17 protein-coding genes are annotated in these 18,527 nt (G+C 70.8%); 5 read left to right on the top strand and 12 right to left on the bottom strand.

The window, feature by feature from the left end; genetic code table 11:
* Window positions 1-134: 134 nt before the first annotated feature.
* From ACZ42X_RS01040 to ACZ42X_RS01005, 8 genes are all read right to left on the bottom strand, one after another.
* A complete protein-coding gene (locus ACZ42X_RS01040) occupies window positions 135-527 on the bottom strand; it encodes an STAS domain-containing protein (protein ID WP_468282742.1) in 393 nt (130 codons plus the stop codon).
* Window positions 528-745: 218 nt separating this feature from the next.
* Window positions 746-1,627, bottom strand: coding sequence for an NAD(P)-dependent oxidoreductase (locus ACZ42X_RS01035; RefSeq protein ID WP_468282739.1), 882 nt, complete (start codon window positions 1,625-1,627; stop codon window positions 746-748).
* 78 nt (window positions 1,628-1,705) lie between these two features.
* Complete coding sequence (locus tag ACZ42X_RS01030; RefSeq protein WP_468282736.1) at window positions 1,706-2,680, bottom strand: fumarylacetoacetate hydrolase family protein; 975 nt, start codon at window positions 2,678-2,680, stop codon at window positions 1,706-1,708.
* Between the two features lie 37 nt (window positions 2,681-2,717).
* Entirely contained in the window at window positions 2,718-3,659 is a 942-nt protein-coding gene (locus ACZ42X_RS01025) for a VOC family protein (RefSeq protein WP_468282734.1), read from the bottom strand.
* An 11-nt stretch (window positions 3,660-3,670) separates the two neighbouring features.
* A complete protein-coding gene (locus ACZ42X_RS01020) occupies window positions 3,671-4,672 on the bottom strand; it encodes an amidohydrolase family protein (RefSeq protein ID WP_468282731.1) in 1,002 nt (333 codons plus the stop codon).
* Complete coding sequence (locus ACZ42X_RS01015; RefSeq protein ID WP_468282728.1) at window positions 4,672-5,805, bottom strand: FAD-dependent oxidoreductase; 1,134 nt, start codon at window positions 5,803-5,805, stop codon at window positions 4,672-4,674. The genes ACZ42X_RS01020 and ACZ42X_RS01015 overlap by 1 nt, the downstream gene beginning before the upstream one ends.
* 40 nt (window positions 5,806-5,845) lie before the next feature.
* Entirely contained in the window at window positions 5,846-6,820 is a 975-nt protein-coding gene (locus tag ACZ42X_RS01010) for a cyclase family protein (RefSeq protein ID WP_468282724.1), read from the bottom strand.
* Window positions 6,799-7,797 carry a fumarylacetoacetate hydrolase family protein gene (locus ACZ42X_RS01005; protein ID WP_468282721.1) on the bottom strand — a complete coding sequence of 333 codons (999 nt, stop codon included), beginning with the start codon at window positions 7,795-7,797 and terminating at the stop codon, window positions 6,799-6,801. The genes ACZ42X_RS01010 and ACZ42X_RS01005 overlap by 22 nt, the downstream gene beginning before the upstream one ends.
* 127 nt (window positions 7,798-7,924) lie before the next feature.
* Here ACZ42X_RS01005 and ACZ42X_RS01000 point away from each other — a divergent pair, with 127 nt between their 5' ends.
* From ACZ42X_RS01000 to ACZ42X_RS00980, 5 genes are all read left to right on the top strand, one after another.
* A complete protein-coding gene (locus tag ACZ42X_RS01000; protein WP_468282718.1) occupies window positions 7,925-8,839 on the top strand; it encodes a LysR family transcriptional regulator in 915 nt (304 codons plus the stop codon).
* 381 nt (window positions 8,840-9,220) lie between these two features.
* Window positions 9,221-10,597: a S41 family peptidase gene (locus ACZ42X_RS00995; protein ID WP_468282715.1), complete on the top strand. Its 1,377-nt coding sequence runs from the start codon at window positions 9,221-9,223 to the stop codon at window positions 10,595-10,597.
* Between the two features lie 834 nt (window positions 10,598-11,431).
* Window positions 11,432-11,641: a hypothetical protein gene (locus ACZ42X_RS00990; protein WP_468282712.1), complete on the top strand. Its 210-nt coding sequence runs from the start codon at window positions 11,432-11,434 to the stop codon at window positions 11,639-11,641.
* A 47-nt stretch (window positions 11,642-11,688) separates the two neighbouring features.
* Window positions 11,689-12,366 carry a restriction endonuclease gene (locus ACZ42X_RS00985; RefSeq protein ID WP_468282709.1) on the top strand — a complete coding sequence of 226 codons (678 nt, stop codon included), beginning with the start codon at window positions 11,689-11,691 and terminating at the stop codon, window positions 12,364-12,366.
* A gap of 575 nt (window positions 12,367-12,941) precedes the next feature.
* Window positions 12,942-13,577: a hypothetical protein gene (locus ACZ42X_RS00980; protein ID WP_468282706.1), complete on the top strand. Its 636-nt coding sequence runs from the start codon at window positions 12,942-12,944 to the stop codon at window positions 13,575-13,577.
* Here the strand turns inward: ACZ42X_RS00980 and ACZ42X_RS00975 are convergent.
* Genes ACZ42X_RS00975 through uppS form a run of 4 tightly spaced genes read right to left on the bottom strand, consistent with a single transcriptional unit; the run spans window position 13,574 to window position 18,218 of the window.
* On the bottom strand, window positions 13,574-15,085 hold the full coding sequence (locus ACZ42X_RS00975) for an ABC1 kinase family protein (protein WP_468282703.1): 1,512 nt from the start codon (window positions 15,083-15,085) through the stop codon (window positions 13,574-13,576). The two genes, ACZ42X_RS00980 and ACZ42X_RS00975, sit on opposite strands and share 4 nt — an antisense overlap.
* Window positions 15,086-15,120: 35 nt before the next feature.
* Complete coding sequence (locus tag ACZ42X_RS00970; protein ID WP_468282700.1) at window positions 15,121-16,641, bottom strand: oxygenase MpaB family protein; 1,521 nt, start codon at window positions 16,639-16,641, stop codon at window positions 15,121-15,123.
* Window positions 16,638-17,501 carry a phytoene/squalene synthase family protein gene (locus ACZ42X_RS00965; RefSeq protein ID WP_468282697.1) on the bottom strand — a complete coding sequence of 288 codons (864 nt, stop codon included), beginning with the start codon at window positions 17,499-17,501 and terminating at the stop codon, window positions 16,638-16,640. Before ACZ42X_RS00965 ends, ACZ42X_RS00970 begins: the two co-directional genes overlap by 4 nt.
* Window positions 17,502-18,218, bottom strand: coding sequence for a polyprenyl diphosphate synthase (gene uppS, locus ACZ42X_RS00960; RefSeq protein WP_468282694.1), 717 nt, complete (start codon window positions 18,216-18,218; stop codon window positions 17,502-17,504).
* Between the last annotated feature and the right edge of the window lie 309 nt (window positions 18,219-18,527).

Raw genomic sequence — 18,527 nt, 5'->3', positions numbered from 1 at the left:
TTCTCAGCTCGGCGAAAGGATCGATTCAGCCTGCACGGCTCCACTGGGCGGCGAACACCTCCATCATGACGCGGTCTGCACCCGCCGTATGTCCACAAAGGACAGAGGGGATGGCTCGGTGCGTCGGTGCCCGGCTAGGGAAGGCTGATCCAGCCCCGCGCGCACAGGGGCCGGGGGGCGGGTGCCGCAGTGGTCGCCGCGTACGTCCTCGGCAGCAGGCATCCGGCGCCGACGATCTCGATCGCACGGGCGACAGCCGGCTGGAGCGGACCCCGAGTGAGGAAGGCGGCACCCGCGTGCAGGGACTCCTGCTGAGCCCACAGCAACGCGTTGACGCCGGAGCAGTCGCAAAAAGACAGGCCGGAGAGATCGATCAGCAAGGACGTGGGACGGACCCGAAGGCAGCTGCGTACGGCGTGCCGGAGCGCCGGTGTGCTCTCCAGGTCCATCTCACCTGACAGGCGCAGGGCGCTCTGGCCGACCGCGAGTTTCGTCGCGACATGAAAGCGCGGAGGAGGAGGTGTCACGGGCGGCTCCCGATGTTCTCGGTGTCCTGCGGCAGAGGAGGGAACGCCGCTGGGCCGCGAGGCCCGGCGACCAACGGCGGAAGCCGATGTTCCATTTCTCACCCGCAGGTCTATCCCGCTTACGGCGCGCTACGCAAGGCTCGTGCCCGAGCCAACGGGCGGCCGCTGCCGGACGCGAAGAGCCGTCTCCTGGCGCGATCACCAGGCCGCGGTCACGGTCATCGGCCGCCGGTGGTCAACCGCGGTTGCTGTTCCGCGATGACCGCCCAGTCATCCGCCCCGCGACCGTCGGCGACGGCCTGATCGAAGACGGCCTGCAGCAGCTGACCGATCGGCATCGGAATGTCGTGGTCGATCGCCGCATCGAGCGCGAGGTGGAGGTCCTTGCGGCCCAGGACCGTGGTGAAGCCGGCCGGCTGGTAGTTCCGTTCGGCGATCATCGACCCGTAGCCTGCGTATACGACACCCGGGAAGAGTGTCGAGGTCAGCAGTTCGACGAACTGCCGAGAGTCGACACCGGCGCCTTCCGCCAGGCTGACAGCCTCGCCCAGTGACTGGATTGCGCAGGCGATCAGGTAGTTCCCGAGGATCTTCACGGTGTTGGCCTGCTCCGGACGATCACCGAGTCGCCACGTCCGCGAGCCGATCACGTCGAAGAACGGCTGCACGCGGTCGATCAACCCGTCCTCACCGGCCGCAAGGATGTTGAGTGCCCCGGCTTCGGCGACCGGAACACGGCCGAAGACCGGCGCTGCGACGTACCCGACACCAGACTCGGCGTGCGCTGCGCCGACCCGGCGAGCCAGGCCGGCGCTCACCGTGGCGAGGTTGACGTGAACAGTCCCGCCCGGAGTCTGCGAGAGGACGCCGGAGTCGATGAACGTCTCGGCGACGGCCCGGTCATCGGACAGGACCGAGAAGACCACCGGCGCGTGCATGGCCTCCGAGACGGAGGCGGCACGACGGGCACCTTCTGCGACGAGTTGCTCCGCAGGTGCGTCGGAGCGGTTCCACACCACGACGTCGTGGCCGGCCTTCAAGAGGTTGCGTGCGATGGGCCTGCCCATCGCTCCCAGACCGATGACCGCGATGCTGCACATGGAGAGCATGCCCCTTCTGCTGAACCACCAAGTTTGTTCAAGGATGTCACGGGCCGGATTCCAAGGACGTCCGCGCCCTCAACACGGCCGCTCCCGGTTGCGGCGCCGCCCCTTGGGCAGGGCGACCGGCTCGGTGCCGGGGACCACCCGGGTCACGAGGGAACCGAGGGCTTCCACGGTGAGGGTCACGGTGTCTCCCGGCGTGAGCGGCGGCGGGACCCGTTCGCCGTTCCGGCCCCACAGCTCGGCGAGGCAGCCGCCGTTGCCGCAGGTGCCGGAGCCCAGGACGTCGCCGGCGACGACCCGGGTGCCGCGCGAGGCGTAGGCGGTCATCTCCTCGAACGTCCAGCTCATGTTGGACAGGAGGTCGCTGCCGACCTCCTCGCCGTTGACGTCGGCCGTCAGGGCCAGGCGCAGGAACCCGCCGCCGTCGCGGTAGGGCTCCAGTTCGTCGGCGGTCACCAGATAGGGGCCCAGGGTGGTGGCGGTGTCCTTGCCCTTGCACGGGCCGAGCCCCACCTTCATCTCGGCGGACTGCAGGTCGCGCGCGGACCAGTCGTTGAAGATCGTGTACCCGACGATGTGGTCCCGCGCCTGCTCCGGTGTGAGGTCGCGGCCGTCCCGGCCGATGACCGCCGCCACCTCGAGTTCGAAGTCGAACACGGACGATCCGGGAGGTACGGGGACGTCGTCGTGGGGGCCGGAGACGGCGTGGGGGTTGGTGAAGTAGTAGGTCGGCGCCTCGTACCACTGGGCGGGTACCCCGGATGCGCCGCTCACGGAGCGGCGCACGCCCTCGACGTGCTCCTCGAAGGTGACGAAGTCCCTGATGGAGGACGGCTGGAGCGGGGAGAGCAGCCGCACCTCGGAGACGTGCGGCCCGGGCGGCACGTTGAGGGCCGCGGCGCCGGCGGCGAGAAGGCCGGGAAGGCCGTCGGTGTCACGGATCAGATCGGTGAGCGAGGTGACGCCGGGCAGGGGGAACAGCGTGCCGTCGTCCTCGACGACGGCGACACGGCACCGGTGCCGGTGTACGAAAGCGGCGAAGCGCATGATGCGGCTCCAGGCGGGGATCGGGCGGTCGGGAGGATCAGACCGGCGGGGCGACGAAGCAGCCGCGGTCGGGGTCGTTGAACGACTCCCTGGCGACGAGCTCGTTCATCGGGTTGGCGGTGCCCCACTGGTCGGTGACCTCGGGCCGGGAGAAGTCGTAGACGTGGGGGTGCCAGGTGTCCTCGTCGAGGTTCTCCAACTCGGTGGTGTACTCGACGGTGTTGCCGTGCGGGTCGAGGAAGTAGGTGAAGGTGTTGTCGCCGGCCATGTGCCGGCCCGGACCCCAGATCTTCGTGTGGCCGGCCCGCAGGACCCGGCCCGAGCCGCGCATGTACTCGTCGATGCCGCGCATCTCGAAGGAGATGTGGTGTAGCGAGGTGTGCGGGCCCTTGGCAAGGGCCATGGAGTGGTGCCGGCTGCTGATCCGCATGAAGTGCATGACCTCGCCCACGTGAGGCGAGCTGAGCGTGTCGGACAGGCGGAAGCCGAGGTGACGCTCGTACCAGGCCCGGGTGCGCCCCAGGTCGGGGGAGTTGAGGACGACGTGCGAGAGCTTGACCGGGATCGCCTCCTTCTCCTCGATCTTCCGGTGCTTGCGGACCCCGACGTCGGCGGAGACCTCGATGGTGCGGCCGTCGACGTCGAAGAAGCGGAAGCCGTAGCCGCCGCCGGGGGTCTCGACGGCTCCGGGCTGCGAGATCAGCCGCACGCCGCCGGCCAGGAGCTGCTCGGCCAGCGTGTCCACGTCGGCCGGGGTCGCCGCGCCGTACGAGACGAGGTCGAGGCGCTTCTCCTCGGCCTTGCGGAGCCGGACGACGTACTGCTCCGGGCTGCCCTCGGCGGCGAGGAAGGCGATGCCGGAGTCCTCGGCGACCTTGGTGAGCCCCCACACACCGGCGTAGAAGTCGAGTTGCTTGTCGTAGTCGGGCACGGCGAGGTCGACGTGCCGCAGGTGGGTGAGCAACCGGTCGTTCGTCACGGGGTGCCTCCTCAGGCGGGGGAGAGGGTGAGCAGGGCGGTGGCGTTGGCGCCGCGGACGGCGTGGAAGTCGGCCTCGGGCAGGTCCGCCGCGCGGAGCGCGCCGACCGGGTCGTCGGATCCCATGTCGAAGGGGAAGTCCGAGCCGAGCAGCACCCGGTCCGCTCCCACCGCTTCCACCAGGGCCCGCAGCACCCGCGGGTCGTGCACGAGCGAGTCGAAGTACAGGCGCCGCAGATAGCTGCTGGGCGGCTGGGCGCAGCCTGCGGACGCATCGCTGCGGGCCCGCCAGGCGTGGTCGCTGCGCCCGATGTGGGTGGGCAGGTAGCCGCCGCCGTGGGCCGTGACGATCTTCAGCCCGGGGTGCCGGTCGAGGACGCCGGAGAAGATCAGGTGCGACAGCGCGACCGCGTTCTCGGTGGGCTGACCCACGGTGTTGGACAGGTACCACCGGTCGAGTCGCTCGTCGAGCGTGCAGCCGAACGGGTGCAGGAACACGACCGCCCCCGTCTCCTCGGCGCGCGCCCACAGCGGCTCGTAGGCCGGGTCGGACAGCTCCCGGCCGGGCGCGTGGCTGGAGATCTCCACCCCGACGAGCCCGTGCTCCAGGGCGTGGTCCAGGGCCGGTGCGAGCAGTCCGGGGTGCTGCAGGGGAGCGAGCCCCAGGCCGCGAAGCCGGTCCGGCGCCGCGGCGCAGTGCGCGGCCGTGGCCTCGTTGGCCAGCCGCCAGACCTTCTCGGCCGTGGGCGCGTCCGCCCAGTAGTGGTAGTGCGAGGGCGAGGGGCTCACGAGCTGTACGTCGACGCCCTGGGCGTCCATCCGGGCGAGCCGGACGGCGGGATCCGTCAGGGCCGGGATCCGGTCGCGGACCATGGGGCCGCTGACCGCGAGCGCGTCGGAGCCGTTACGGAGGGCGTCGAGCGCCGTGGCCTCGGCGTTCCCGGGCAGACCCGCGACGAGCGCGTCGATCTCGGGCAGCAGGACATGGGCGTGGACGTCCACGGTGGGCGCCATCACGGCAGCTCCCGCAGCATGGTCATGGTGCGGGCCATGAGACCGGGCACATCGGCGTCGCGGACTCCGTCGAGCAGCCACCGGCCTATGCGGACGGATGCCTCCACGACCGGGCGGACCCGGGCGATCCGGCGGTCGTAGTAGGCCTGGAGCAGCTCCTCGTCCCAGGTGTCGGAGGCGGTGAGCATCCGGGCGAGAACCCAGGCGTCTTCCAGGGACAGCGCCGCGCCCTGCGCCAGGGTGGGCGGGCAGCAGTGCGCGGCGTCTCCGACGAGCACGACTCGCCCGCGGTGCCAGGAGCCTTCGACGAGCAGCCGGTCGAACCAGGTGTAGTTGACCTTCGAAGGGTCGGTGATCGTCGCGGTGATCTCCGGCCACGCGCCGCCGTAGGCGGAGGTGAGGCGGACCATCTCCTGGGCGTAGGACTCGGGCGGAATGGAGGAACGGTCGCGGTTCTCCTCGACGACGTACGCGTACAGCGTGGTGGCGCTGGTGGGGCAGTAGCCCGCGATGAACGCCGGGCCGCCGTAAGTGAGGTCGGTGTGCTCGACGCCGGCGGGGCGCGGGGCGGCGACGCGCCAGATGGCCATGCCGGTCGGTTCGGGCTTGTCGGTGATCCCGATCTGCGCGCGGGTGGCGGAGCCGAGGCCGTCGGCGGCGATCACGACACCGTAGCGGTGCTCGCCGCCGTCGCCGAAGCGGACCGAGACACCGGTGGCGTCCTGGTCCACGATCGCGGCGGTGGTGCCCAGGCGGACGGTCGCGCCGCTGGCTCGGACGGCGTCGATGAGGATCTGCTGGAGCCGGGGGCGCTGCATGCCGACGGTGGCGGGCAGGTCGTCGCCGCCGGTGCGCAGGTCGCGCTGGACGTGCAGGACGGTGCCGTCGGGAGCGGTGATGCCGACCGACCCGAAGGGGAAGCCGGACGCCGTCACCTCTTCCCAGACGCCGAGTTCGCGCAGGACGCGCAGGGCGTTGCCCTGGAGGGTGATGCCGGATCCTGCGGTGGCGTTCCAGTCGTCCTTCGCCTCGACGAGGTCGACGTCGATCCCGCCGCGGCGCAGCAGGATCGCGGCGGCGTTGCCGGCCGCTCCGCCGCCCACGACCAGGACTCTGCGGGGTGTGCTGCTCATGGGGAACTCCCTTGTTCCTCGGGCTGGGTGGGCCCCGGGGCTACTTGACGGCGACGGGGTTGACGGGGGACCCGACGGCGCCGGTGATGGGCAGGGGGGCCGCGGTGAGCCAGAACGCGTACACGCCGTCGGCCGCGCAGTCCTCGGCGAGGGCCTCGAAGTCCCACATCTCGCCGATGAGGAGACCGATGTGCGGGATGACGACCTGGTGCAGGGGCTGGAAGGCGTGGTCGAACTCGTTGGGCCGCACCTCGAAGCCCCAGGTGTCGGTCGCGATCGCGGCGATCTCACTGCCGTGCAGCCAGGACGCCGTGGCGAAGGACAGGCCGGGGGCGGCGCCGCCCGCGTAGTCGCCCCACCCGTCCCGGCGGACCCGGGCGAGCTGCCCGGTCCGTACGAGGACGATGTCGCCGCGGCCGACGGTGACGCCGTGGCCCTCGGCGGCGGCCGTCAGGTGCTCCTCGGTGATGGCGAACCCGTCGGGCAGCTCGCCGTTCTCGCCCGCGGTGCGGCCGACGTCGAGGAGCACGGCGCGTCCCGCGATGTGCGGGGCCAGGTGCTCGATGCCGGTGACCTGGTCGCCGTCGGAGGTGACGACCTGCTCGGCGGGCCGGCCGTTCCAGGCCCTGCCGTGGTCGAAGATGTGGCCCAGCCCGTCCCACTGGGTGGAGCACTGCAGCGGCATCGCGATCACGTCGTCGGCGCCGCCGATGCCGTGGGGGAGCCCCTGGTTGCCCAGGGCCGCGTCCGTGCCGGTGTCCAGCATGGTGTGGACGGGGTTGGTCCGGCGCCGCCAGCCCTTCTGGGGGCCGTTGATGTCGAAGCGCTGGGAGAGCGAGAAGCTGACGCCCCGCCGGACGAGCGCGGCGCCTTCGCGGCGCTTGGCGTCGTCGAGGAAGTTCACGGTGCCGAGACGGTCGTCCTCACCCCAACGGCCCCAGTTGGAGCACTCCTTGGCGGCCCGGGCGATCGCAGCCTCGGGGTCGGTGCGGTTCACACGTCCTCCGCGACACATCGGGTGCGTTGCGCGCCCAGACCGGTGATGGAGCACTCCATGACGTCGCCGTCGCGCAACAGCCTGCCCCGGTGCATGCCGTTGCCCGCCGGGGAGCCGGTGAGTACGAGGTCACCGGGCAGGAGCCGCGCCGTCTGCGAGGCGTACGCGACCATGCGGGCCACGCCGAAGATCATGTCCTTGGTGGACTCGTCCTGCATGACCTCGCCGTTGAGCTTCAGGGTCAGCCGCAGGCCGCCGGTGTCGCCGACGGACTCGGCCGGCACGATCCACGGGCCCAGCGGGGTGAAACCGGGCGCGTTCTTGCTGCGCAGCCAGTCCGTGCCGATCCGCGGCATGTCCCGCCGGAACACCGTCGCCCGGTCGGTCAGGTCGTTGGCGATGGTGTAGCCCGCGACGCACTCCAGCGCTTCCCCGGGCGAAACCCGGTACGCGGGCCGGCCGATCACCGCCGCCAGTTCCAGCTCCCAGTCCGGCTTCGCCGCCCAGGCCGGAAGCGTCACGTCGTCATACGGGCCCGTGATCGAGCTGGGGAGGCCGATGAAGACGTACGGCAGGTCCTCGGCAGCCCGCCGATCCATGATTTCGGCCGCCTCGGCCCGACGCTCCTCCTCGGACCGCTCGTCGTCGGGTGCCCGGTGTGCGACATGCAGATCGATGACGTGCTGACGGTAGTTGGCACCCGACTGGAAGACCTGCCGTGGTTCGACCGGCGCGAGGACGCGGAACTCGGACAGGCGGCGTCGTACATGTCCCGGCTCGACGGCGAGTGCGCGGAGGCGCGGGAGCACGGTCGGCCACTGCTCCAGCAGGATCCGCATCGTCAGCGCCGGGTCGGCCAAGGCCGATCGAAGGTCCAGCACCTGCCCCTCGCCGTCGACGAGGGCGGGGAAAGCGGGGTGGTCGTCCGCGGAGAGAGTGCCGAGGGCGAAGGGCCCGGCGAAGAGATCAGAGGTGGATGGGGGTTTCACCGACATGTCCTCCTGACTGCGATGGGACCAATCTGGACCGCATCAAGCAATCAGGGAAATCGATTCCATGGATCTGTACTATCGCTCAGGTGAATAGCCGCAGGCAGTGTCGTTCCGGAAGGGATACCGCCTCGTGAACCTGGCCCGCCTCGACCTCAACCTCGTCGTCGCGCTCCGGGCCCTGCTCGAAGAACGCAACGTGACCCGGGCCGGGCAGCGTGTGGGCCTCAGCCAGCCCGCCATGAGCGCGGCCCTGGCCCGCCTGCGCCGTCACTTCGGTGACGAGCTCCTCTCCCGCGTCGGGAGCCAGTACGAACTCACCGCGCTCGGCCAGGTCCTCCTGGACCGAACGGCCACCGCGTACGACGTCCTGGAGCGCCTCTTCACCAGTCAGGCCACCTTCGACCCGGCCACGGAGACCCGTGAGTTCAGCATCCTCGCCTCCGACTACGCCGTCTCCGTCTTCGGGGTCGCGCTCGCCCGCGTCGTCCACGAGGAGGCCCCCGGCATCCGTCTGCGCTTCACCCGTACCCCGGTCACCGTCGTCGACGACACCGCGAGCCTGCTCAGCGCCACCGACGGCCTCCTGATGCCCCACGGTGTCATCAGCGGCTTCCCCGCCACCGACCTCTACGAGGACGGCTGGGTCTTCGTCGTCGCCGAGGACCACCCCGGCGTCGAGGACCGTCTCACCCTGCACGACCTCGCCCGCCTGCCCTGGGCCACCTACCAGCGGACCTACGACGCCCCCGCCGTGCGCCAGCTGGGCATGCTCGGCATCGAGCCCCGCGTGGAGGTCTCCGTCGACAGCTTCCACGCGCTTCCCGCCCTCGTGGCCGGCACCCGCCGCATCGCCCTCGTCCAGGCCCGTCTCGCGCGCCTGCTCTCTCCCCTCGCGGCCGTACGCGTCCTCGAACCGCCCTATGAAGCCGTCCCGCTGCGAGAAGCCCTGTGGTGGCACCCCGTCCACAGCCACGACGCCGCCCACATCTGGCTCAGGGAGACCGCGGCGAGGGTCGGCCGCCGACTCGCCGACGCGTCATCCTGAGGTCTTCCCACGCGCCACGAGTGAAGCGGCGATCACTCCCGGCGGCGCCGAGACACTCATGCTGCTCGCCAAGGCATCAGTCCGATCCGCGACGGGAATCAAGGGCCGGCCGGACATCGTGGACCCACCGGACGCCACGCCCTCCGGCCACTCTGACGCTGCTCCAGGCGGGGTGCGAGCCGACACCGCGTACGCACGTGCCGGAGCTCGACGTGCCGGCCGAGTATCTGCCTGCACTTCCCAAGCGATGGCCCCCCGCGTACTGCCGGTAATGGGGGCTGGCCCCACCCTAGATCAACCGGACAGCCGGATGGCCGGGAGAACGCCGTGTCGGCGATCGTGGGCTGTACCGAGCAAGTCGCCTACAGAGAAGGCAAGATCGTGCGCATTGTCACGGCCACCGCCGTCGCATTGGCCCTCGTCGGCGCAGCCGCGCCGGCAGCCACCGCCCAACAACCGACCATCGACGGAATCTGGCGCATGGACGGCTACGGCACAGTGCTGTCCATCCGGAACGGAACTTTCCAGGAGTACCAGACCACCGCCGTCAGCTGCCTCAAGGGCGACTCCGCGCAGCGGACCGGCCCCGGCGTCTACACCAAGCCTGACGGCACTGTCCTCACGGTGCGTACCCAAGGAGGCCGCGACCGCGGGTCCATGCGGGTGGACGGCTCCGTCGGCGACCGGAACCTGCGCCGGATCCAGGAGTTGCCCGACGCCTGCACGCGTCCAGCCCCCGAGGGGCCGCTCGCTGCCTTCGACGTCTTCTGGCAGTCCTTCGAGGAGAACTACCCCTTCTTCTCCGCCAAGGGCATCGACTGGCACGCTGTACGCGACCGATACCGGCCCAAGGTGCACGCGAAGACGACCAAGGACGAGCTCTTCGCCGTCTTCAGCGAGATGGTGAAGCCGTTGTACGACTCCCATGTCGCCGTTCAGGACGGTGACCGCATCTTCGCGCAGGTTCGCCCCGGCACCGTCCTGCCGACCGGGGAGTTGGACACCAAGGTCAAGAAGTTCATCGTGGAGCGCGACCTCAAGGACGCCCGGAACCTCCAGGACTTCGCCAACGGGCGGATCACCTACGCCGACCTACCCGGCGGGCAGGGCTATGTGCGGATCTCCGGCTTCGGCGGATACGCGGGCGGTGGCGCCCCCTACGCCGCCCAGCTGGCAGAGCTCGACAGGGCGCTGGATACGGTCCTCAGCCAGGAGCGCACCCAGCGCCTGAAGGGCCTGATCATCGACCTGCGGATCAATGGCGGCGGCTCCGACGCCCTGGGGATCCATATCGCCGAGCGCCTCACCGACATCCCCTACGTCGCCTACTCCAAGCGGGCCCGCAACGACCCCGCCGACCCCACCCGGCACACTCGCCCCCAGCCCGCGTACGTCACGCCCGCCCAAGGCCCCCGTTACACCGGGCCGATCGCCGTGCTGACCGGCGGTTCGACCGTCAGCGCGGGGGAGTCCTTCGCCCAGGCCCTCATGGACCGGCCCGGCAAGACGGTCCGGATCGGGCAGCCCACACAGGGCGTCTTCTCGGACGTCATGCTGCGCAAGCTCCCCAACGGCATGTCGGCCTGGCTGCCGAACGAGGAGTTCCTGACCCGGTCGGGCAAGACCTTCGACGGTACGGGCATTCCACCGCACCTCACAGAGCCGGTCTTCACGAAGGAGGAGTTCGACAAGAAGAGGGACTCGGCTCTCGACAGGGCTCTGAACGTCCTGCGGAACTACGGCGGCACCAGGAGCTGACGCAAGAGCAGCGCGACAGGGGGCAACCCGCTGGGGATCGCGGAAAGTCACTACCCCGCTCAGCCGCACCGACAACTCGCGGCAGTTGAATGCGGTGAGCCCCCCACTAGCAGTACCGCTGTACCGCTGGCGTGCGGTCCCAGGCGAATAGAAATCGCTGCGCAATCTGGCAGAGCGGCGTTCTTTGTGTTGGGTTGTCAATTCGGAGAGGGCTCGTTTTGTGGCCTGCTGGTGTCATGAGCGGCTAGATCACCGTCCATCTGCGAGAACCAGGAGATGAGTGAACTCGGCGGGACGACGGCGGCCGAAGAGGCCATCGGGTGGTGGTTGGCCATGCGCGGAGCTCGGCGGCGATGCGGCTGGCCGTGCAACCTGGGCCGAGGAGGATGTCGCGCGCGGTGGCAACGTTCGGCGGCTTCGACCGGCACGTCCGTGCCCAGCGCTGTCGGGAGGCCGCGGCGCGCGAGGAGGCGGCGGCGCGTCAGGTCCGCCGCGCCGAGCGCGCCGCCCGGCAGACCGGGCCGGAGAGGCCGCGGTTTCGCAGCAGCCTGCTGCGCTGCGTACGACGGCGTATTCCTGGGAGGACGGTTGCGTCGCTCACGGGACCTCCCGGTCGGCCTCCGCGCGCGCTGCGCCTCTCACCCCGCCCGGACCTGTACGTCACCGTGCACGTCGACGACCGACCCGCCGCGCGATATCCGGCCAGGTCCGATGCCTTTGTGCCATTCGTCGGCAACCCGCCTCCAACATCACTGACGCCCGGCTACACAAGGACGCTGGGGTGGCGCACTGCCGCCCCGCCTGAGGGCCGATCGTTGGGGGAGGTCTGGACGGTTGCTGACCATTAACGTGGCGGTGCTGCTCGCAGTCATCGTCTTCTTCCGGCTGCGCCGCCGTACGCAAGCCCGCAGCCGCGTCGAGGAAAGGAATACTGCAATCCTCGTCCTGGCGCTGGGTGTCCTGCTGGCGCCCACCCCGGTCGGCCAGGGAATCATGGACCTCCTGGGACAGCTCGCGACCGGCGTCACACAGGCCAGCCGGTGAGCTCCCGCGCGAGCAAGGGCCGGAGGCCGGCCGGCAGGCGTCCGCCGGTGCGGCGTCGCACCCGCAGGACCAGCAAGCAGCGGCATGCAGAGGACCGGCTGATCGGCATCCTCGTGGCCACAGCCCTGGCCGTCGGCCTGGTGGTGGCCGTGGTCAACTGGCTGCTGACCCACTGGTGGGTCCTGATCGTCATCGGCACGCTGGCGCTGCTGGCCGGCGGCGCCTGGCTCCACCACAAACAGCAGCAAGCGCGGTGGGAAGCGGTCCGCGCGCAGGGTCTGCGCTACGCACTGTCCCAGCTGGACGCCCTGCACCACTCCCAGTTCGAGGACGCGGTGCGGGATCTGATGCGCCGCGACGGCTGCCAGGACGCGGCCCGTGTCGGGGGCGGCGGCGACCTGGGCGCCGACGTGAAGGCCACCGACCCCTATGGACGGCGCTGGGTGATCCAGTGCAAACACCGCCGCAACGGCCTCGCCGGCTCAGCGGTGGGTACCCCTGACCTCCAGGTGCTCAACGGCACCGCCCGCCAGGTCCACGGCGCGGACGTCGCGGTCATCGTCACGAACGGCCGGGTCACCAAGCCGGCCGTGGCCTTCGCCAAGCAGCAGCACCTCTACGTGGTCGACCGCGACACGCTCGCAACGTGGGCATCCGGCTCACGCCCGCTCTGGCAGCTGCTCCGCGCCGTCCCGCCGCCCCGCAGGCCGACTGCCTTCTCCTGAAGTTGCCCGTCTCCCCACGATCCCACGCTCCGGAGGAGTACGCGTCCGAGGACCGCCACCCGCTGGCGCCGGAAGGCTACGGCACTCGCGCCACGCACAGTCGTGTCAACCGCCGAGGCAGCGGGGGCAGCCGGCCTCCGCTGCCGGCCATCGGCCTGGTTCTGAGCCGAGATGTCACCGGCGAACTCGGTGCCCAGGACGCGGGCCAAGAACCCCGGGCCACCGCTTCCGCCGTGTGCAACCGAACCGCGCCCAAGCGCCCAGCCCTTTCGCAGCTCTTCGTGAGCAGCTCCACCTACCCCTGCCGCTGCGCTTCTCCGTCGGCATCTGGAAGGGGAAGGCTTGCACATCCGCCGACCACGGACGGCGGCGCTCGACGCTCTTGTCGCCCCCGTATGCCACTTCACGCCGCGCCGCCGCGCTCCGGGCGGCCGTTTGGACCCTGCGTACGTGAGGCTGGTGGGCTCGGCTACCGTCGGCACCGGCAGACGCAACCAGCGAACCTGACTGGTGACTGGTGGCCGGGGCCACCTTCCCGGAAGCGGACGCAGGTAGGAGGAAAGGCAGACGTTCCCATGGACCTCGTCCTGGATCCGCCCCGCGGCGCCGGCCCCGTACGGCTGGGCATGACGCTCGATGAGGCCGTCGAGGCGGTCGCCTCCTGGGGGACACCTGAGATCGACTACGACGAGGACGATCCGTCGACGACGATCTCCACGGCGTGCGACGTAATCGGGGTCAACGTGCTGCTGGAAGACGCCGGGAAGTCCGTTACCGCGGTGGAGCTGTGGTGGCCGGGCGAAGGCCGCCACACCGACGTCCGCGTGCTCCTCGACGGCGACGACGTCTTCACGACACCGGCCGAGGACCTCTTCCGGCGGGCGGAGGAGCGTGGGTGGACGGTCGACCGGACGGATCACGCGTACCCGTTCATCCCCGGCGTCTCCCTGGGCTTCACCCGCCAGACCTCCCAGGAGGTCCCCCGAACGCGAGGCGGTCTACCCCTGTACGTCACCTCGGTCCTGGTCGGCGGCGAGCACTACTACGGCGAGCACTACTACGGCGACCGCTCGCCAGCCAGGTCTGAGCGACGTCATCGGTCGAGTGGCCGGTGGCCCGCCGGTGACGAGACCGCGCGGGCCACTTCGAGCATGCGGTGGGCGGTGGGGCGCGGGCCAAAGCCCGGCGGGGAACGGCGAGACGCTCCCTAACGCCGCGGCCCGTGGCGCGTCACCCGGTGCACCGCCCACGCGGCGAGCGCCCACCCCGCTGCGGCACCGCCGTAGCGTGCCAGCGGACCCCGTCCTTCGCCACCACCGATGCCGTGACCGGGTGACAACCCCGTGCGCGCCGTGCCCTCCTGGCTGGCCAGACCGCGCAGTACGGCGCGTGCCTCGTCCACGGCGCTGTCACCGGCCGCCAGAAGCTCCAGCCCCCGCCGTGCCACCTGCTCCTGTGACAGGTGCCTGCGCGCGAGCTCACCCATGACGTCCATCAGCGCTTCCCGGAACACTTCCGCGGCCGACAGACCCGGGGCCATGCCGCGCACCGTGCACTCGACGTTGGCCATGGACTTGCCCAACATGCCGATCATGGGGCTGGTACGGATCCCGCGCCGGGCGGCGCACCGCAGGATCGTGGACAGGGCCGAGCCGAGGTTCATGCCGTCGAGCCGGCTCATCGCCAACTGGGGCACCACGCGCGTCAGATCATCCCGGAACCCCGGCAGGTCCGTGCGCGGCGTCGACCGGCCCAGTTCGAGCCAGGCAGCGGCCAGCCCGCGCGCGTCGTTCTGGGCGATGCTGGTGAACGCGAGCGCTCCCACCGTCCCGGTGTGCCGGTCGACGCGCCCGGCCATCCCCCAGTCGATCAGGGTCGCCCCCGTCTCGGGGTGCAGAAAGACGTTTCCCGGATGCGGATCGGCGTGGAAGAAGTGCTCGACGAAGTAGCCCCGGTACATGTACCTGAGGAGTTCGGCGCCCACCCGTTCGCGCTGCTCCTCGCACAGGTCGTCCGCCGCCCCGGCGCTGAGCGCCCGTCCGGGCGCGACGCTCTGGATCAGCACCCGCCGCCCGGCCTGCCGTACCGCGGGCACCGTGAGGTGGCGGAAGCCCGCGGCCGCCCGGCGGCCGGCCTCCATGTGCGCGGCCTCGGCGGTGAAGTCGAGCTCCGGGCGCATGTAGTCGAAGATCCCCTGCAGGACGGCGTCGAGGTCCAGCACCTCCGCGAGCCGGGGAGCCGCCCGCCCCGTCATCCGGGCCGCTCGGCCCAGCGCCGCCATGTCCGCCCGCATCCGGCCCGCGGCCCCGGGCCGCTGCACCTTGAGCACGGCGCGGCTGCCGTCGTGCAGCACCACGGGATACACCTGGGCCAGCGACGCCGAACCGCAGGGCCGGCCGGTGTCGACCTCGCGGAACAGCCGCCGCCAGTCGCGCCCCAGCTCCTCCTCGAGTACCGGCTCGAAAGCGGCGAACGGCGCCACCGTCACCGCGCCTTGCAACCGTTCCAGTTCCGTCACCAAGGCGCCGGAGACCAGATCCGGCCGGGTGGCCAGTACCTGCCCGACCTTGATGTAGAAAGGCCCCAGCGCCTCCAACGCCTCCCGGATCCGCCGCGCCCGGCAGCGCTGCGCGGCCGCCTTGCCCTCAGGCGCATCGGCGTTCTCCTGGGCCGTGAGCACATCCTGCGCGAGCAGCCCGGCCAGCCGGGCCACGGCCACGCCCCGAACGCCTTCCCTTCCCACGGCCACCGGTCTCAGGCCCGTCCCAGCAGCTGCGTTCCGGACACGTGTGCTTCCCGGGCCATGAAGAACGCCGTGAAACCGTCCAGAAGTTCGGGCAGGCTGATGGTGCCGTCCTTGTCGACGTCGAGTTCGTCGAAGCCGCGGTCGAGGTCGCCCGGATCGATCCGTCCTCCCGCGAACACCGTGCGGTACTCATGCCGGTCGATCGCCCCGCTACCGTCGGTGTCCACCGCCTCGAACATGGCGCGCACAGCGTGGTGCACACCGTCGCGCACGTACGCGGGGTCCGCGTCGCAGTTGCGGAGCATCGCCGTGATCCACTCCTCCTTGCCGATGCTTCCGTCCCCGTCCGTATCCATGGTGGAGCGCATGTGCTCCCACCACGTGGTGAATCCGGCGTACACCCTGTCCTCCTGCTCCGGGGAGAGTTCCAGCTGCCAGCACAGGGCGCGGGCCATGGCCTGGAGGTCGGGGGCGTCGATCCTGCCGTCGCCGGTCTGGTCGAGCACCTGGGAGAAGAAACGACCCAGCCGGTCCTCCCTGGAGTCGCGCTCCCGCCCTCGGACGGCCGCGGACGCCACCGCTCTGACCAGCCCCAGGGGCCGGGACAGGAGACCGGCGCCGGGAAGCGTGAAGCCGCCGGGGCGCACCTCGTCCGCCTCGTCCAGGTCCCGGCCTGCCAGCGCGGCGGCGGCGATGGGCATGTACCGGCCGCCTACGGGCAGCGGCTCCATCGCGGCGCGCGCGGTGTGGTGCACGGTGCGCGACAGCGTACGGTCGGCCTGCCCCACGTGCAGATGGAGGCGCTCCCGGTACGTCCGCGGCAGCTGCGCGGCCACCGCGCCGGGCATCAGCATCGCGGCCGAGGAACGCATCATCGCCCACAGCGGCGGGCACCACTCCAGCACCGACGGCGTCGCGGCACCCCGGTACATGTCCCGCATCAGGAAACGCACTTCGGTGTTGTCCTCCAGCACCTCGCGCTGCATCCGCTCGAAGTAGTCCCAGAACCCGTCGAGATCGGGCGGCAGCAGGTCGCGGTCCAGGCCGAAGGCCCCGAGAGTGGCACGCCACTCGTCGTACAGCCTCGCCTCGGAGGCGGCCGAGAGCGGCCGGCCGGCGAGCCGCTCCATGCTGCTCATCGCCTCGAACACGGTGCCGAGCACCCAGGCTCGTACCTCCGGCTGCTCGGCGGTGTAGGCGCGGCCCCGCTCATCGGTGCCCTTGATGCGCCGGTGGGCGCGCAGGATCCGGTGCACCTCCTTGTGCCGCTGCTCGGGCGGGGCGTAGACGAAGCGCTGCAGACTGATCAGGGTGTGATCGACTCGTCGCCAGGGGTGGGTGCGATAGGTGGAGTGCTTCGCCAGGCCGGCGCCGACCACCGGGTGCGCCGCTTGCAGGACCAGCAGGCGGGGCATCACCAGTGCCATCCGCCACTGGCCCAGCAGACTCCAGGTCACGGACCCGGGGCCGGGGAAACCCGTCCAGTCGATGGAGACTTCGGGCTCGGAGGCCGACAGGGGTGCGGTCATGTCGGGGCGCCTTCCATGTGCTGTCGCCGCGCGGCGAAGAGGACCTTGAGCGAGGGCATCAGGGGGGTTCGGACGGTCTTGCGCGTCAGGTGGGGTCCGGCTCGTTCGACGGCCCGCAGCTGGATCCGGTGCACGTCGAGGAACGCCGTCATGACGGGGGTGAACTCCGGTGGCAGGAGCGTCAGGACGGCGCGGGCCCGGTCGAGGGCCGCGCCGGCGAGCTCGATCTGCTCGGGCAGCTGCCGACCGGTGTGCGGCAGGCAGGGCAGCCCGGCCCGCAGGTCGTCGGCGAGGTCACCGAGGCAGTCGATGCGCTGTGCCGCCTCGGCCGCGTCGCGCAGCGCGCGGACCACCTGCTCTGTGCGGCACCCGGGGTGGACCCCGCTGAGCAGGAGCATCAGCGGATGTGAGACGCGGTCCACGTACGCCTGGAAGCCGGCCTCCGAGCCGAAGTGACGGTAGTCGAGGTCACCGGCCATGCCGTCCATGAAGTCGCCCACCCACGCCTCGGGGAGCCCGGTGCGTTCCAGGGTGAGCAGCAGCGCGGCCAGCCGGGGATCGTCCGCACGACGGTCGGTGAGAGCCGCCCGTACGGTGGCCTCCCATGTACGGAAGCGCTGCGGCCGCCGGCCGACCGGCCCGCTGTCGGCAGCGGTGTCCGTGGCGTGAGCGAACGCGTACACGCACAGGATGTGCGGCTGCAGCCACAGTGGAGCGAGCAGCCGAGTGGCCGCATAGTAGGGAGGCTCGAGTCGGCGAACTTCGCGGGCGATATCGCGGTACGTGTTCCGCGCCGAAGGCTCGTGAATTCCGGCACGGTCCAGCACGACCCGGTACGAGACGGGCGGCACCAGGTTCATTCAGGCCGCCCCTGCCTTTCCGAAACGGCGTTCCCGGCCGGCATAGTCGGCCACCGCCTGCCAGAGGGCGTAGCGGTCGAAGTCGGGGAAGAGCACGTCGGTGAAGTAAAGCTCCGCATAAGCGCACTGCCACAGCAGGAAATTGCTGATCCGGTGCTCGCCCGAGGTGCGGATGAGCAGGTCCACGTCCGGTACGCCGGGCTGGTACAGCCGGCTGGTCAGCGACGCGACGTCGATGCGGTCGGGGCTCAGCCGTCCGTCGGCGGCGTCCCGAGCCAACTCGGCGGCTGCCCGCAGCAGTTCGTCGCGGGCCCCGTAGTCGACACAGAAGACCAGGTCCAGCGTCCGGTTGCCGCGGGTGAGCTGTTCGAAGTCGGCGAGGGTACGGCCCAGTGCGGGCGGCACCCGGTCGCGCCGGCCGCACCACAGGGCCCGTACGCCCTTGGCGTGCAGTTCGGCACGGTTGTCGGTGACGAAATCGCCGATGATCTCCAGGGTCCTCGCGACCTCCTCCGGCTCGCGTCGCCAGTTCTCGGTGGAGAACAGGTAGAACGACAGGTACCGGATCCCCGCCTCCACGGCGCCGTCGATGGTGTCGAGCAGGCGCGGCACGGCGGCGGCGTGCCCGGCGTTGCGGGCCAGGCCGCGACGAGCGGCCCACCGGCCGTTGCCGTCGACGATCAGCGCGACGTGTGCGGGCAGTCGTTCCGGCGGCACCACAGGCGCCCGGCCTCTGAACGAATGCGACTCCGACGACAACGGGGTACCGGCCATTTAATTCCACCCTCCCATGAACGTGCTCACGGCGTCGTTCGTACCCCACCCCCAACAGCCTGAATCGTTCCGGCTTTTCTGTCGCACCGTTGTGCGACGGCAGAATGGATGTCTTTATTCGATGAGGTGAAAGCGCGAAAAGGAGAATGAGCGCGGGGGTCAAAGGAGAAGGCAGAATGCGTTTTTGCGGTGTAAGCGGTGAGGTGCCGGTCCCCGTCCCGTGCTGCCGAGCGGAAGGGAACCGGGGGCTGC

It is taken from the genome of Streptomyces sp. NPDC030862, assembly GCF_055571835.1.
This window is presented reverse-complemented; position numbering and strand designations above follow the sequence as displayed.